Origin of the sequence: Phenylobacterium sp. (assembly GCF_004297125.1) — a bacterium.
Taxonomy (GTDB): Bacteria; Pseudomonadota; Alphaproteobacteria; order Caulobacterales; family Caulobacteraceae; genus Phenylobacterium.
Window position 1 is genome coordinate 333,225 of record NZ_SCVD01000001.1, and the last position, 12,945, is coordinate 346,169.

Genomic DNA, 12,945 nt, shown 5'->3' on the forward strand with positions numbered 1-12,945 from the left:
TCGGCCGATGGCGAGCTACCGGCGTAGGCTGGAACAGGACCTGGACGGCTGGATCGGCCGCGGCCTCGTGCCCGCCGACAGCCGGGCGGCCATCCTTGGCTCGGTGGGCGAGGCGCGCCGCCTGGACGCCTCCACGGCGCTGGCGATCGTCGGGGGGTTGCTGGCCGGGGTGGCGGTGATCGCCTTCGTGGCGGCGAACTGGTCGGACATCCCGCGGATCGCGCGCTTCGTCCTGGTCCTGGCCATGTTCCTGGGCGCGGCCGGGGGCGCGGCGTGGGCCAGCGCCAGGGGGCGGACGGTGACCGCCCATGTGCTCCTGAGCGTCGCCGCCTTGGTCTTCGCCGCCGCCATCGGCCTGACCGGCCAGATCTTCGACATCGCCGGAGACCCCCAGGCGGCCCTGCGTGCGGCAGGCCTCGCGGCGGCGCTGCTGGCCCTGGCCGGACGCTCCCCATGGGCTGCGGCGGTGGGCCTGGCGCTCTTGGCCATTTCAGATTTCACTGTTCGGTCTGGCTTGGGCGGGGGTGAGGCGACATGGCCCGGCTGGCTCGTGGTTGCGGCGCCGCTGGGCGTTATCACCGCGCTTTTCTGGCGCTCGCAGGCGCTGGCGCACGTGGCGGGGATCGCCTCCGTCATCGCCGTCATGACCCTCGACGAGACGCTTCGGAGCCGGCCGGAAGTTCTGTTCCTCAGCGCAGCCGGCGTCCTCGCGGCAGGCGCGGTCGGGGCCCGGTTGCTGCGGGATCGGTTCGAGGGGCCGGCGGGCGTGCTCTACGGTTGGTTCGTCTGGGGCGCGATGGGCTGGTTCGGCGCATCGGGGTTCGGCGACAGCCTGAAGGGGGTGGGCCATTCGATCGCCTGGCTGGCGCTGTCGGCTGGCGTCGTGGCCCTGGGTCGCCTTGACCGGCACGCTTCGGTGACGGCGGCCGGCGTGGTCGGCCTGTTCGCGGCCGGCGCGACCCTGCTGTTCAACCTGGGGGTCGGGCTGATGACTTCGGCGGCCGTGTTCGGCGGCGCGGCCCTGGCGGCGCTGGCGGTCGCCTGGGCGATGCGCAGGCGGCGCGCGGCATGAAGGTCCCTTCGCTGCCGGTCCGGATCATGGCCGCCGCCGTCTTGCTGGCGTTGGCGCTGGTCGGCCTGGTCGTACGCGAGGGCATGGCGCGCCAGCAGGGCCAGGAAGTGGTGCTGGCGATCACCGGCTACGATCCGCGCGAGCTGCTGACCGGCCACTACGTCCGCTTCCAGTTCCGCTCGGAATTCCCCACCGGGACGCCGTGCCCGCCCGGCCATGGCGGCTATTCGCGGCGGCCGGACGCCTGGGTGGCGCTGAAGCCGCAGGGCGACCACCACGTGGCGGCGGGCGCCGCCCTCAGCGAGGCCGCGGCGCGGGAGCTGGGGCCCGTGGTCGTCCGCGGCGACATCGACTGCCTGGCCCGCGCGGCGCCGGAAACCACCTGGGTGATCCTCAACCTGGGCCCGGAACGGCTGCACACCGACCAGGCGCAGGCCGAGGCGATCCAGAAGGTGCTGCTGGTCACCCGCGACGGCGCGGCGAACGGCTATGCGGTGGTCTCGGTCGGGACCGACGGCAAGGCCCGGCTGAAGGGCCTCACCGCCGGCGGCCGGCGCGTCGACCTATCGTGGTTCTGAGGCGGACTCGGAAAGGTCCACGCTCTCGGGCGCCTTGCCCTCGCTCTCGGCTTTGCGAGCGCCCGCCAGGATGCCGGGGAGCGAGTAGTTCCCCTCATGGCAGGCGTATTCGTAGACCGGGCCGGGCGCGGCGTTCAGGGCCATCTCCGCCTTCCAGATCCTCGAATAGACCGCGGGGTCGTCCACCTCGAACGCATAGAGGATCTGGTCCTTGGCGACGCGGGTGAAGCGCTCCGTCACCTTGGCGTCCGGCGACAGGAACAGGCTGGCGCCGAAGTAGGGCCGCAGGGACTCGCCCGGATTGAAGCCGACGGTCTCGACCACCAGCGTGTCGCCCTCCCACCAGCCGATGGAGTCGCCCATCCAGGTGCGCATGTCGGCGGGCGGCCGGCGCTTGTCGGCCAGGCGGATGATCCGCGCGTCGTGGTTCATCTCGACCACGATGACGAGGTGATCCTTGGCCTGCTGGAACTGGTAGTGGTTGTTGTAGAGCACGTTCATCATCGGCGGGCCGGCCGTGGAGCCGAAGCCCAGGATGCAGCGCTCGCCGAGGGGGCGGGCCTCGGGTCCGTCGAAGGTGGTGCGGGCCTTGTTCAGGGCGTCCTGATAGAGCTTCCAGCCCTCGGGCCGGTACGGCAGCTTGCCGTCGGCGGGATCGACCAGCCACGAGGTGCGCACCTCGCCCTTGATGCGCCCCATGCGGCTGCCGGCGTCGATCCAGAAGGAATTGTAGCCGCCCGGGTCGTCGCCGGCCTTGGGCGCCGGCGCATTCGGATCGGAGGGCTTGTTCTGCGCGTCCATCATCCTGGCGCGCATCTGCTCCACCGTCTTCGCCTGGGCGTCGGTGATGGACAGGGTCTTGAACTGAGGACCGCGCTCCAGGCTGGTCAGGGACGCATTGGTCCAGACCCCCTCGAGGTCGGCCTGCCCGAAGGCGTTGCGGGGCGCCTTGTAGACGGCCTGGGCGCAGGCTGTGGTGGCGAGGGCGGCCAGGGCGAGGCCCAGCAGGACGCGGCGCATGCTCAGGCCTTCTTGTCGGTGAGGGCGGCGTAGACCGCCCTGGGGGAGATGTCGCGCACGGCGGGTGTGCCGGCCCCCGGAATGGAGCCGTTCAGGTTCTGGATCATGCCCACGAAGACGATGTCGTTGGCCGGGTCGATCCAGAACCAGGTGCCGAAGGCGCCGCCCCACCAGTAGCTGTCCTTGCCCTGGGGCAGGCCGCTCTCCGCGGGGCGCTCGTTGACCGCGAAGTCCATGCCGAAGCCCAGGCCCTTCTGCACGGGACCATAGAGGTCGACCCCTACGCCGGGCTCGAGGACGCTCCTGCGCATCAGCTTGACGGTCTCGGGCTTCAGGATGCGGGCGCCCTCCAGCTCGCCGCCCTGCAGCAAAGCCTGACAGAAGCGGTAATAGTCCGGCGCCGTGGAGTAGAGCCCGCCGGACCCCGACAGGAACCCAGGCTTGCTGGTCTGTGCCTGGGGCGCTCCTACGGCCGGGACGATCTTGCCGTCGGCATAGGCGTGGATGCGCACCACGCGCCCCTCCTTGCCCGGGCTCACCCAGAACTGCGTGTCCGGCATGTTCAGCGGTGTGAAGATGTGCTGCTGGAAATAGGCGTCCAGCGACTGGCCGGACAGCTTCTCGACCAGGTAGCCCTGGATGTTCACGCAGGGGCCGTAGGACCAGTCGGCGCCGGGCTGGCTGTAGAGCGGCAGCCGGGCCAGCTTGTCAACCATGCCCCTGAGGTCCGTGGCGTTCAGCTTTTCAGGCTCGTAGTTGGCGTTCGTCCCGAAACCGGCGGTGTGGCTCATGAGCTGGGCCATGGTCATGGGCCTGGTCTGGTCGACGAGGCCCGCGGCGGTCTTGACCTTCAGGCCGGCGAACTCGGGGATGTGCCGGGAGACCGGGTCGTCCAGTTTCCACTTTCCCTGTTCCCAGAGCTGCATCATCGCCACGCCCGTGATCGGCTTGGTCATCGAAGCGATGCGGAAGATGGAATCGACGGCCATGGGCGCGGACGCCGAGGCGTCCTGCTTCCCGTAGGCGTCCAGGTTCACCACCTTGCCCTTGCGGGCCAGCAGGGTGACGACGCCCGCCAGCTTCTGCTGGTCGACCAGCGCATGCATCTGGGCGTTCAGGTCGGCGACGCCGGCGACGGTGAATCCGGCCGCGGGCGGCGGCTGTACGGTGATCCTGGCGAAGGCGGGCAGGGCCGCGAAGGCGGTCAGTCCCGCGCCGCCGAGCAACAGGCCACGCCGATCCAGGCAAGTCATCGTCATCCTCCCGAAGGCCTCGTGGTCCGTCTGTCCGGACTCTTCGGAGGTCAGCATTCCCTGTCTTCGAACTTTCGGCCACCGGTATTTGGTTGCGCCGCCGCATCATTTGCGGGAGCCGCCGCCGGCGAGTTAGGGTCGGCCCGGGCCACAAGGAACGGCAATGGCGGACGGGCGGCTGCGGGTGGTGATCCTGGGCGGCGGGTTCGCCGGCCTGGAGGTGGCGAACGCCCTGGCGAAGGCGCCGGTGGACGTGACCCTGATCGACCGCCAGAACCACCATTGCTTCCAGCCGCTGCTCTACCAGGTGGCGACCGCGGCCTTGACCCCGGCCGACATCGCCTGGCCGATCCGCTGGGTGCTGAGCGGCCAGGCCAACGCGCGGGTGCTGATGGCCGAGGTCGACGGGGTGGACCTCGAGTCCCGAGAGGTCCGCACCGGCGGCGGGCGCTTCGCATACGACATCCTGGTCGTCGCCACGGGCGCGACCCACGCCTACTTCGGCCACGACGACTGGGCCGCGGCGGCGCCGGGGCTGAAGCGCATCGAGGACGCCACCGACATCCGCCGCCGGTTGCTGCTCGCCTTCGAGCGCGCGGAGCTCCTGGAGGACGAGGCCGAGCGGCGGGCGCTCACCACCTTCGTCGTGGTGGGCGGCGGCCCCACGGGCGTGGAGATGGCCGGCTCCATCGCCGATGTCGCGCGGAACGCCCTCCCGGACGACTTCCGCAAGGTGGACCCCGCCCAGGCTCGCGTGCTGCTGATCGAGGCGGGATCGCGCCTGCTGCCGGTCTTCCCCGAGCGCCTGAGCGCCTATGCGGAACGGGCGCTGACGCGGATGGGCGTGGAGGTGCTGACGGGCGTCGCGGTGACCGGCGTCGATGTGCGCGGCGTCACGACGGCCAACGGCCGGATCGAGGCCGGCGCGGTGATCTGGGCCGCGGGGGTGCAGGCTTCGCCGGCGGCGGCGTGGCTGGGCGCTTCGCACGACCGGGCCGGGCGGGTGGAGGTGGGGCCCGACCTGACGCTGCCGGGGCGGCCCGAGATCTTCGTCGTCGGCGACACCGCCTCGGTGCGCGACGGCGATCGACCGGTTCCGGGTGTCGCGCCGGCCGCCAAGCAGATGGGCCAGTATGCCGGCAGGGTGATCGCCGCCCGCGCCCGGGGCGCGCCGACCCCTGGCGCCTTCGCGTACAAGCACCAGGGCGACCTGGCGACGGTCGGCCGCAAGGCGGCGATCGTGAAGCTGGGGCGGCTCGAGCTCACCGGCTTCGTCGGCTGGCTGTTCTGGGGCGTGGTCCACGTCTATTTCCTGATCGGCCTGCGCAACCGCATCGCGGTGGCCTTCAGCTGGCTCTGGGACTACGTGACGTTCGGGCGGCGCTCGCGGCTGATCACCCAGGCGCCCGCGGGACCCGGATGACGGCCGGCGGCAAATCCGACTAGCTTCGGTCGGTCAGTTGAGGGCGAGGGGACATCGGTGGCGACAATCCGACGGGAGCCGGCCGCGGCGGCGGTGCGACGGCCGCTCTGGACGCAGCTCTATGTGCAGGTCCTGGTCGCCATCGCGCTAGGCGCCTTAATCGGCCACTTCTGGCCCGCGACCGGCGAGGCGCTGAAGCCGCTCGGCGACGCCTTCATCAAGCTGGTGAAGATGATCATCGCCCCGGTGATCTTCCTGACCGTGGTCACCGGCATCGCCGGGATGCGCGACATCGGCAAGGTGGGCGGGGTGGCGCTGAAGGCCTTCGCCTACTTCTTCACGGTGTCCAGCTTCGCCCTGGTGGTCGGGTTGACCGTCGCCAACGTGGTGCAGCCGGGGGCCGGGATGCACATCGACCCGGCGTCGCTCGACGCCGAGGCGGTGAAGGGCTACGCGGCCAAGTCGCACGACATGACGGTCGTGGGCTTCCTGATGGACATCATCCCCACGACGGTGGTCAGCGCGTTCACCGAGGGCAACATCCTGCAGGTGCTGTTCTTCTCGATCCCGTTCGGCCTGGCGCTGACGCTGATCGGGGATCGGGGCGAGCCGGTGCTGGCCGTGCTGAACTCGGCGGCCGAGGCGTTCTTCCGGCTGGTGGCGATCTTCATGCGCGCCGCGCCCATCGGGGCGTTCGGGGCCTTCGCCTTCACGGTGGGCAAGTACGGGATCGCCAGCATCGCCAGCCTGGCGGCCCTGGTGGCCACCTTCTACGGGACGTCGATCCTGTTCGTCCTGGTGGTGCTGGGGGCGGTGGCGGCCCTGAACGGCTTCTCGATCCTGAAGCTGATCCGGTACCTGAAGGAAGAGCTGTTGCTCGTGCTGGGGACCAGCTCGTCGGAGGCTGCCCTGCCGTCGCTGCTCGAGAAGCTGGAGCGGGCCGGCGCGGCCAAGTCGGTGGTCGGGCTGGTGGTGCCCACCGGCTACAGCTTCAACCTCGACGGCACCAACATCTACATGACGCTCGCGGCGCTGTTCATCGCTCAGGCGCTGGGGATCCATCTATCCTTGGAGGAACAGCTCCTGCTGCTGGGCGTGGCGATGCTGAGCTCGAAGGGTGCGGCGGGCGTGACGGGGGCCGGGTTCATCACGCTGGCGGCCACGCTGCAGGTGGTGCCCAGCGTACCGGTGGCGGGCATGGCCCTGATCCTGGGCGTAGACCGGTTCATGAGCGAGTGCCGGGCCCTGACCAACTTCGTGGGCAATGCGGTGGCGACCATCGTCGTGGCCGGATGGGAAGGAGCGCTGGACCGCGGGAAGCTGGCGGCGGCGCTGAACGGCGAGCCGACGGCGATCGCCGCGCGGCCCGTGGAGGCCGATGCGGATTAGCCCACGCGGCGATCGAGGACTTCGGCGGCCAGCGGCGCGGCGGTGCAGCGCTTGATGGTCGCCATCAACCCGGAAACCAGGATCGGCTTGGAGACGAAGTCCGTGAATCCCAGGGCGACATACTCGGCCGGCCGGCGGGAATAGACGTCGGCGGTCAGCGCGATGACCGGGATATTGCGCTCGGGTCCATTCGAAGCGCGCAGGCGCTCGATGACCTCAACTCCCGTCATGCCGGGCATGTGGATATCGAGCAGCATGATGTCGAAGGCTTCGAGCGCGAGGCGCTCCAGCGCCTCCTGGCCCGAGCACGCCATCACGGCCTTGTGGCCGAACGCGCCCAGGATCTCCTGCACGACGCGCAGGTTCATCGGGTCGTCGTCGACGTGCAGGACCTTCAGGGGCCTGTCGGTATCGCCCGGGCTGTCCGGCACGGTGTGAGCCTCCGCGGGACGCCTGGGGAGTGCGCCCACCTATGCCGCGAATCTGCCGGAATGGGTTTTAAGGTAAGACTGACAGACGTACTGAATCTGCGTTAACCGCGACGAATTCCCGGGTGAGACCTGAATTTGCGCAGCGCCCCGGAGTCGATGCGAAGCTTCCGCCGCGTCAATCGCTTTGTGGTTGCAAGGTTTCGATAGTTAAGCGGGGCGTGATTTCGCGCCGTCTTCTTACCGCCCTCAAACCAGGCGTGCGATCACCGCGATCAGGCCCGCCGCTGAGGCCGCCAGGGCGACCGTCTCGGTCAGCCGGGACCAACGAATGACATAGCGGACACGCATCGGGGCCTCCTGCTTGGGGGCTCGCCACCCGGATCTCCGCACTCAGGGGGGAGGGTTTGGGTCGCGGATGAGGCGGAAGCGGCTGGGGCGGCCGCTGGGCCCTCCGGGTGGCGAGGTCTCGGAATCCAGTTCTTGTGTGTTTAGTAAATACTGGAGTCCCTGTCGTCAACCTTGTTTTGCGCAGCGCTGCGGCGAGTTTTGGGCGCCAGCCTAGGCCAGCTCCAGCAACGGGGCGGCCCCGAGCGGCGCCACGATGCGGCAGATGACGCCGCCCGGTGCGAACTCCAGTTCGGCCGAGCCGTTCAGCTCGCTGCGTACGCCCTGCGTCAGCAGGCGCGAGCCGAACCCCCGGCGCTTCGGCGCCACCACGAGCGGGCCGCCGGTCTCGCGCCATTCCAGCGCCAGGATGGGCGCCGCGCCGTCCTCCCGGATCACCCAGGTCAGCCGGACTTCGCCCGCCTCGTTCGAGAGCGCGCCGTACTTCGAGGCGTTGGTGGCCAGCTCGTGCAACGCCATGCCCAGGGCCAGCGCGGCCCGGGCGTCCAGGCGCGCGTCGGGACCGGACCGGCCGATGCGGCGTTCGTCGAAGGGCGCCAGCGCGACCTCGACGATCTTCGCCAGGCCCGCGCCCTCCCAGTTCTCGCGGGTCAACACGTCGTGCGCCGAGGCCAGGGCGATCAGGCGGCCCGTGAAGACGTCGCTCATCTCCTCCGCGGTTCGGGCCGAGCGCAGGGTCTGCCGGGCGATCGATTGGACCGAAGCCAGAGTGTTCTTCACCCGGTGGTTCAGTTCGTTGATCAACAGCGTGCGGCGTTCCTCTGCCCGCTTGCGCTCATCGATGTCGAGGGCGGCGCTGAGGGTCTTCACGACGCGGCCGTTCGCGTTGCGCTCGAAGGCGACGGCGCGGTCTAGGACCCATCGGTAGCCGCCATCGCGCCGCCGGATCCTCAGTTCGAACTCGAAGACTTCGCCATCCGGCGCCGTCGTGAGCTGGACCAGCCGTTGGGCGACCCTCTGGAAATCCTCGGGGTGGATCAGCGAGCGGATCAGGTCGCCGCCCCCTGCGCGCAACTCCTCGGCAGTATAGCCGTAGACCCGCTCGGTGCGGCCGGCGACCCAGGCCGGGGCGCCGGCCTCGAAGTCGAAGATGTAGTTGGCGGTAGGCGAAACGGCGTTGATGTGGCTGAGCCGCGCCTCGTTCTCGCGGACGCTGCGGTCCAGCGCCTGGGTCTCGGTGACGTCGTACAGGCTGATGACGGCGCCGTTGATCGGAACCGCGCCGCCGCCGCGGGGCGCCACGTGAAGGCTCACGTCGCGGGCCTCGCCGGACACGTCACGGACGGTCAGCTCGGCCTCATACGACGCGCCGCCGAAGGCCTCGGCCACCGGCCTTTCCAGGATCTCGAACAGCGGCGCGCATATGGCCTCGGCCTGCGGCTCGCCCATGGCCGGCGCGGGCTTGGTCAGCCAGCGCTGGAACGCCGGGTTGGCGTAGTCGACGCCGCCTTCGCTGTTGAGGGCGATCACCCCCCAGGGGGCATTGTTCGCCATGCGGAAGAGGCTGGCGCGGTCGATGGCCGGCTTCGCCGCGAGCTGGGCCTCCAACTCGGCGACACGCGCAGCGAGGCGCGCGTTCTCGTCCCTGAGCTCTTCGGACATTGTCCGCGCCCCTGCCAACCCGATCTCCTCGACGCACGACGAACCTAACGTGAGCCCCGCGCTCTGGCGAGCGCCGTTCACCTGCTAGGGTTGCGGCGGGAGGCCCACCGCCATGATCAAACTGACGTTCTGCCTCGTGCGGCTGCCGTCGCTGAGCCGCGAAGCGTTCCAGGCCTATTGGTCCGGGACCCATGGGCCGCTGGTGGCCAGCCTCGCCGAGACGCTGCAGATCCGGCGCTATGTGCAGATGCACAGCCTGCCGCCGGAGGCCAGCGCCGGAATGCGGGCCACCCGGGGAGGCCCGGAGGACTTCGACGGCGTGGCCGAGTTGTGGTTCGACAGCCTGGAGGCCTTGGCCGAAAACGGCCGCCGCCCGGAGGCCCAGGCGGCGGCCGCATTGCTGCTCGAAGACGAGAAGCGGTTCATCGACTTGTCCCGCTCACCGCTGTGGTGGGGTCAGGAGCGGTTGGTGGTCGGCTAGCAGGCGTAGCGGCGCTCGATCGTCACCCGACGGCCGATATAGGGGTCGTAGACACGGTCGCGGCTGATGCAGGTGCGATAGGCGTAACGCGGGCGATACTCGCGATAGTAGCTGTCGCGGTAATAGCCGCCGCGATAGCTGTCGTATCTCGGATCGTAGGCGTAGCCGCTGCTATAGTAGCCACGATCCCGGCGACCGTCGTTGTTCCCCGCGATGGCCGCGCCAAGCGCCAGGCCGGCGACACCGCCGATGATGGCCGCGGCGGTTGCGTCGCCGCCCCCACCGTGGTGGTGATGGCGATCGTAGTACCGATAACGCTGCGCCTCGGCCGGCGCTGCGGTCGCCAGGACGGCGCCCACGGCGGTGACCGCAGCGAGGGTGGTCGTGAGGGCTTTGCGCATGACTGCCTCCTGAATTTAGAGACAATTAACGCTTGGCCGCCTGAACCGTGCCTGAACGGGGCTTTCAGCTATTTACGGGCCGCGGCGGTCTTCGCTCGAACGGCCTTGAACTCCGACGTCGGATTCCAGTCGGGCCAGCGGGTGGAGTTCGCCAGGTCGCGGCCGGCCTCGAAGGCCAGGATCACGTCATCCGCGGCGCCCTGGTAGTTCTGGTCGGCGGCCCAGACGTCGCAGGTCTGGTGGTAGCAGCGGGCGGTGTAGTCCTCGACCCACGTCTCACCTGCGGCGCGGCCGCCGGAGATCAGGTCGGCGCCCCCGCTCATGCCCATGAGCAGGATCGTCGGCACGCCCCGCTTGGCGACCGAGAAGTGATCGGCGCGGTAGAAGAGAGCGCGCTCCGGTTTCGGGTCGGGCGTGATGGTCCGCCGATGTTTCGCCGCGACCTGCGCGAGGTGGGGTTCCAGTTCGTTTTGCCCCGACCCGACAAGCACCACGTCGCGCGCCGGGCCGGCGGTCTGCAGGACGTCGAAGGTGTAGTTCGCGACCATCTTCGCCAGGTCGGCTTCGTGGCGCTGGGCATAGTACTCGCTGCCCAGCAGACCGCGTTCCTCGCCGGTCCAGGCGGCGAAGAGGATCGTGCGCTCGGGCGGCGGGCCGGCCTTGAACGCCCGCGCGGTCTCGATCACGCCGGCCACGCCCACGGCGTCGTCGACCGCGCCCGGCCGGATGACCTTGCCCGTGGGATCGGCCGGATCGACGCCATAGGCGTCCCAGTGGGCGGCATAGAGGATCGTCTCGCCGGGCCGCTTGGCGCCGGGGATGGCGGCCAGCACGTTCTGGCTGTTCATGCGGGTGAAGGTGTTCTGATAGTCGGCTGAGAACGTCGCGCCTTTCAGCTCCACGGGACGGAAGCCCGCCGTCTTGGCGCGGGCCTTCTCGGCCTCGAAGTCCAGACCGGCGTCCTTGAAGAGCTGAACGGCCAGGTCGCGCTGGATCCAGCCCTGAAGCAGCAGCTTGTCCTTGGCCGGATCGGGGCGGACGACGTCGTAACTCTCGCCGTTCGACGCCACGACCGTGTTCCAGCCATAGGCCGCGCCCGCGGTCTCGTGGACGATCAGCACGCCCAGGGCGCCGCGCCGCACGGCCTCTTCGTACTTGTAGACCCAGCGGGCGTAGAAGGTGGCCGCCTTGCCGCCGAACTTGCCGGCCACTGCGTCGCCGGGCATGGCTTCGAAGTCGGGGTCGTTGATCAGGACCAGGGCGATCTTGCCCTTCAGGTCGACACCCTTGAAGTCGTCCCAGCCGCGTTCCGGGGCCGTGACGCCATAGCCCACGAACACCATCGGCGCGGCCCGGATCACCACGCGCTCCACCGGCCGCTGGGTCTCGATCCGCAGGTCGGTCTGCTCGTGCAGCGGCTTGGACTGGCCGCCTGCATCCAGGGTGTAGGTCCCGCCGGGCTGGGTCTGGTAACGCCACAGCGGCACCTCCTGCGTCCACCCGCCTTTGTCGCCGGCGGGCGTCAGCCCCAGCGCCTTGAACTGGGCGACGATGAAGTCGACCGTCTTCTGCTCGCCGGGCCCGCCGGGCGCCCGACCGGCGTAGGATTCGGAGGCCAGCTCGCGGGTGATGTCCGACAGCCGCTGGGCCGAGATCTCCTGGGCGGCGGCGGGGAGGGCGAAGATCGAGAGGGCCAGGACAAGGCCGGTAAAGGGGCGCGTCATACTTGTCGTATAGTGTGGAAATCGCGCGCCTGCCTTCCCTTTGACACGAAGGCCGGGTGACAAGGAGGGCACGGGGCGCCTAAGACGCCGCGGCAGGAATTAGGGTGCGACGGATGGGTGTGTTCGACAACTCGACGCGGAAGCTGGCGGGCGACCTCCGGGCGAAGACCGTGAAGGCCGAGCGGCTGGCCGGTCCCTATGAGAGCTACGAAGGCTATGACGACGACGGCCTCGGCCGCCTGCGCAGCCTGTCGCGCCGCACCCGCCTGAGGCTTGCGGCCGCCGTGGATCGCGAGGCCCTGGCCATGGGCGTGGCCGGCCTGGCGGTGGGCGTCGCCATCGGCGCGGCGCTCATGTGGCGTCGTAGCCGCCGCTAAGTCGGGATTCCGACTTCCCGTTGAAAAAGTGACCTTTTATCCCGTTCGGACGCGACCGAACGGACTCTGCCGCGTTTAGCCGCCTGAGCGGGCGGTCCGGGCGGACCGCACCCTGCCCGGACGCGGAGAGTGCGATGACTGACCTCGAGATCGGAACCGCCGGCGAAGGCGCGACCAGCCGGACGGAGAAGGCCAAGGAGATCGTCGGCCAGGCCGGCCATGCCCTGAAGGCGGAGGCCCAGAGCTTCGCCAGCGCAGCCCAGGATCGGGTGCGCGCGGAGGCCCAGAAGGGGACCCAAGCCGGCGCCAAGACCCTCGGCGACTTCGCCAACGCGGTGCGCCGCGCGGGCGACGAACTTTCCCAGACCGACCAAAGCCCCGCCTCGCGGCTGGTGCGGCAGGCCGCCGACGGTCTCGAGAGCCTGTCGCGCAACCTCGCCGACAAGGATCCTGGCGACCTGCTGAACGCCGTGCGCGACTTCGGTCGGAAAAATCCGGCCGCCTTCATCGGAGGCGCAGTTCTGGTGGGCCTGGCCCTGGGCCGCTTCGCGCGCGCCTCGGACGCCAGCCCGACGCGCCTGAGCGACGAGGACCTGGGCTTCACGGAAGGCCCCGAGGCCGCCCCGGTCGCCGCAGACGCCGGCGTGGATGCGCCGCTGGCCAGCAACCTCGGCTCCCTGGACGGCTCGACCGCGGCGACGACGGCCTCGCCCGTTGGTGTCGACGACGGGACCTCCGGGATCGGCGAGACCGACGCCATGACCTCCCCGCACATCGGGGGCCGGTAGC

The 12,945-nt window shown here is 70.0% G+C and carries 13 protein-coding genes; 7 read left to right on the top strand and 6 right to left on the bottom strand.

What is annotated here, in order from left to right; all coding sequences use genetic code 11:
• Nucleotides 1–7: 7 nt before the first annotated feature.
• A complete protein-coding gene (locus EPO51_RS01620) occupies nucleotides 8–1,072 on the top strand; it encodes a DUF2157 domain-containing protein (RefSeq protein WP_293345275.1) in 1,065 nt (354 codons plus the stop codon).
• Nucleotides 1,069–1,650 carry a GDYXXLXY domain-containing protein gene (locus EPO51_RS01625; RefSeq protein WP_293345277.1) on the top strand — a complete coding sequence of 194 codons (582 nt, stop codon included), beginning with the start codon at nucleotides 1,069–1,071 and terminating at the stop codon, nucleotides 1,648–1,650. Before EPO51_RS01620 ends, EPO51_RS01625 begins: the two co-directional genes overlap by 4 nt.
• Here the strand turns inward: EPO51_RS01625 and EPO51_RS01630 are convergent.
• Both EPO51_RS01630 and EPO51_RS01635 read right to left on the bottom strand, forming a co-directional pair.
• Nucleotides 1,636–2,670 (bottom strand): hypothetical protein, encoded by a 1,035-nt coding sequence (locus EPO51_RS01630; RefSeq protein ID WP_293345279.1) that lies wholly within the window; start codon nucleotides 2,668–2,670, stop codon nucleotides 1,636–1,638. The two genes, EPO51_RS01625 and EPO51_RS01630, sit on opposite strands and share 15 nt — an antisense overlap.
• A 2-nt stretch (nucleotides 2,671–2,672) precedes the next feature.
• Nucleotides 2,673–3,923: a serine hydrolase domain-containing protein gene (locus tag EPO51_RS01635; protein WP_293345281.1), complete on the bottom strand. Its 1,251-nt coding sequence runs from the start codon at nucleotides 3,921–3,923 to the stop codon at nucleotides 2,673–2,675.
• A 163-nt stretch (nucleotides 3,924–4,086) separates the two neighbouring features.
• On the opposite strand from EPO51_RS01635, the gene EPO51_RS01640 reads away from it, so the two are divergent.
• Both EPO51_RS01640 and EPO51_RS01645 read left to right on the top strand, forming a co-directional pair.
• On the top strand, nucleotides 4,087–5,346 hold the full coding sequence (locus EPO51_RS01640) for an NAD(P)/FAD-dependent oxidoreductase (protein WP_293345283.1): 1,260 nt from the start codon (nucleotides 4,087–4,089) through the stop codon (nucleotides 5,344–5,346).
• Between the two features lie 57 nt (nucleotides 5,347–5,403).
• Nucleotides 5,404–6,735, top strand: a complete 1,332-nt coding sequence (locus tag EPO51_RS01645; protein ID WP_293345285.1) for a dicarboxylate/amino acid:cation symporter — start codon at nucleotides 5,404–5,406, stop codon at nucleotides 6,733–6,735.
• Here the strand turns inward: EPO51_RS01645 and EPO51_RS01650 are convergent.
• On the bottom strand, nucleotides 6,732–7,166 hold the full coding sequence (locus EPO51_RS01650) for a response regulator (RefSeq protein WP_293345287.1): 435 nt from the start codon (nucleotides 7,164–7,166) through the stop codon (nucleotides 6,732–6,734). The two genes, EPO51_RS01645 and EPO51_RS01650, sit on opposite strands and share 4 nt — an antisense overlap.
• 558 nt (nucleotides 7,167–7,724) lie before the next feature.
• Entirely contained in the window at nucleotides 7,725–9,173 is a 1,449-nt protein-coding gene (locus tag EPO51_RS01655; RefSeq protein ID WP_293345289.1) for a sensor histidine kinase, read from the bottom strand.
• 112 nt (nucleotides 9,174–9,285) lie between these two features.
• On the opposite strand from EPO51_RS01655, the gene EPO51_RS01660 reads away from it, so the two are divergent.
• Nucleotides 9,286–9,654: an EthD domain-containing protein gene (locus EPO51_RS01660; RefSeq protein ID WP_293345291.1), complete on the top strand. Its 369-nt coding sequence runs from the start codon at nucleotides 9,286–9,288 to the stop codon at nucleotides 9,652–9,654.
• Here EPO51_RS01660 and EPO51_RS01665 read toward each other — a convergent pair.
• A complete protein-coding gene (locus tag EPO51_RS01665; RefSeq protein WP_293345293.1) occupies nucleotides 9,651–10,055 on the bottom strand; it encodes a hypothetical protein in 405 nt (134 codons plus the stop codon). The genes EPO51_RS01660 and EPO51_RS01665 overlap by 4 nt on opposite strands.
• Nucleotides 10,056–10,123: 68 nt before the next feature.
• Complete coding sequence (locus EPO51_RS01670) at nucleotides 10,124–11,779, bottom strand: M20/M25/M40 family metallo-hydrolase (protein ID WP_293345295.1); 1,656 nt, start codon at nucleotides 11,777–11,779, stop codon at nucleotides 10,124–10,126.
• 113 nt (nucleotides 11,780–11,892) lie between these two features.
• On the opposite strand from EPO51_RS01670, the gene EPO51_RS01675 reads away from it, so the two are divergent.
• Together EPO51_RS01675 and EPO51_RS01680 are read left to right on the top strand one after the other, a co-directional pair.
• A complete protein-coding gene (locus EPO51_RS01675; RefSeq protein ID WP_293345297.1) occupies nucleotides 11,893–12,156 on the top strand; it encodes a hypothetical protein in 264 nt (87 codons plus the stop codon).
• A 134-nt stretch (nucleotides 12,157–12,290) separates the two neighbouring features.
• Nucleotides 12,291–12,944: a hypothetical protein gene (locus EPO51_RS01680; protein ID WP_293345299.1), complete on the top strand. Its 654-nt coding sequence runs from the start codon at nucleotides 12,291–12,293 to the stop codon at nucleotides 12,942–12,944.
• Nucleotide 12,945 lies beyond the last annotated feature (1 nt).

Excerpts from the sequence above, each read along its gene's own strand:
- EPO51_RS01620 (WP_293345275.1), top strand. The coding sequence starts at position 8 with ATGGCGAGCTACCGGCGTAGGCTGGAACAGGACCTGGACGGCTGGATC.
- EPO51_RS01625 (WP_293345277.1), top strand. The coding sequence starts at position 1,069 with ATGAAGGTCCCTTCGCTGCCGGTCCGGATCATGGCCGCCGCCGTCTTG.
- EPO51_RS01630 (WP_293345279.1), bottom strand. The coding sequence starts at position 2,670 with ATGCGCCGCGTCCTGCTGGGCCTCGCCCTGGCCGCCCTCGCCACCACA.
- EPO51_RS01635 (WP_293345281.1), bottom strand. The coding sequence starts at position 3,923 with ATGACTTGCCTGGATCGGCGTGGCCTGTTGCTCGGCGGCGCGGGACTG.
- EPO51_RS01640 (WP_293345283.1), top strand. The coding sequence starts at position 4,087 with ATGGCGGACGGGCGGCTGCGGGTGGTGATCCTGGGCGGCGGGTTCGCC.
- EPO51_RS01655 (WP_293345289.1), bottom strand. The coding sequence starts at position 9,173 with ATGTCCGAAGAGCTCAGGGACGAGAACGCGCGCCTCGCTGCGCGTGTC.
- EPO51_RS01660 (WP_293345291.1), top strand. The coding sequence starts at position 9,286 with ATGATCAAACTGACGTTCTGCCTCGTGCGGCTGCCGTCGCTGAGCCGC.
- EPO51_RS01665 (WP_293345293.1), bottom strand. The coding sequence starts at position 10,055 with ATGCGCAAAGCCCTCACGACCACCCTCGCTGCGGTCACCGCCGTGGGC.
- EPO51_RS01670 (WP_293345295.1), bottom strand. The coding sequence starts at position 11,779 with ATGACGCGCCCCTTTACCGGCCTTGTCCTGGCCCTCTCGATCTTCGCC.
- EPO51_RS01675 (WP_293345297.1), top strand. The coding sequence starts at position 11,893 with ATGGGTGTGTTCGACAACTCGACGCGGAAGCTGGCGGGCGACCTCCGG.
- EPO51_RS01680 (WP_293345299.1), top strand. The coding sequence starts at position 12,291 with ATGACTGACCTCGAGATCGGAACCGCCGGCGAAGGCGCGACCAGCCGG.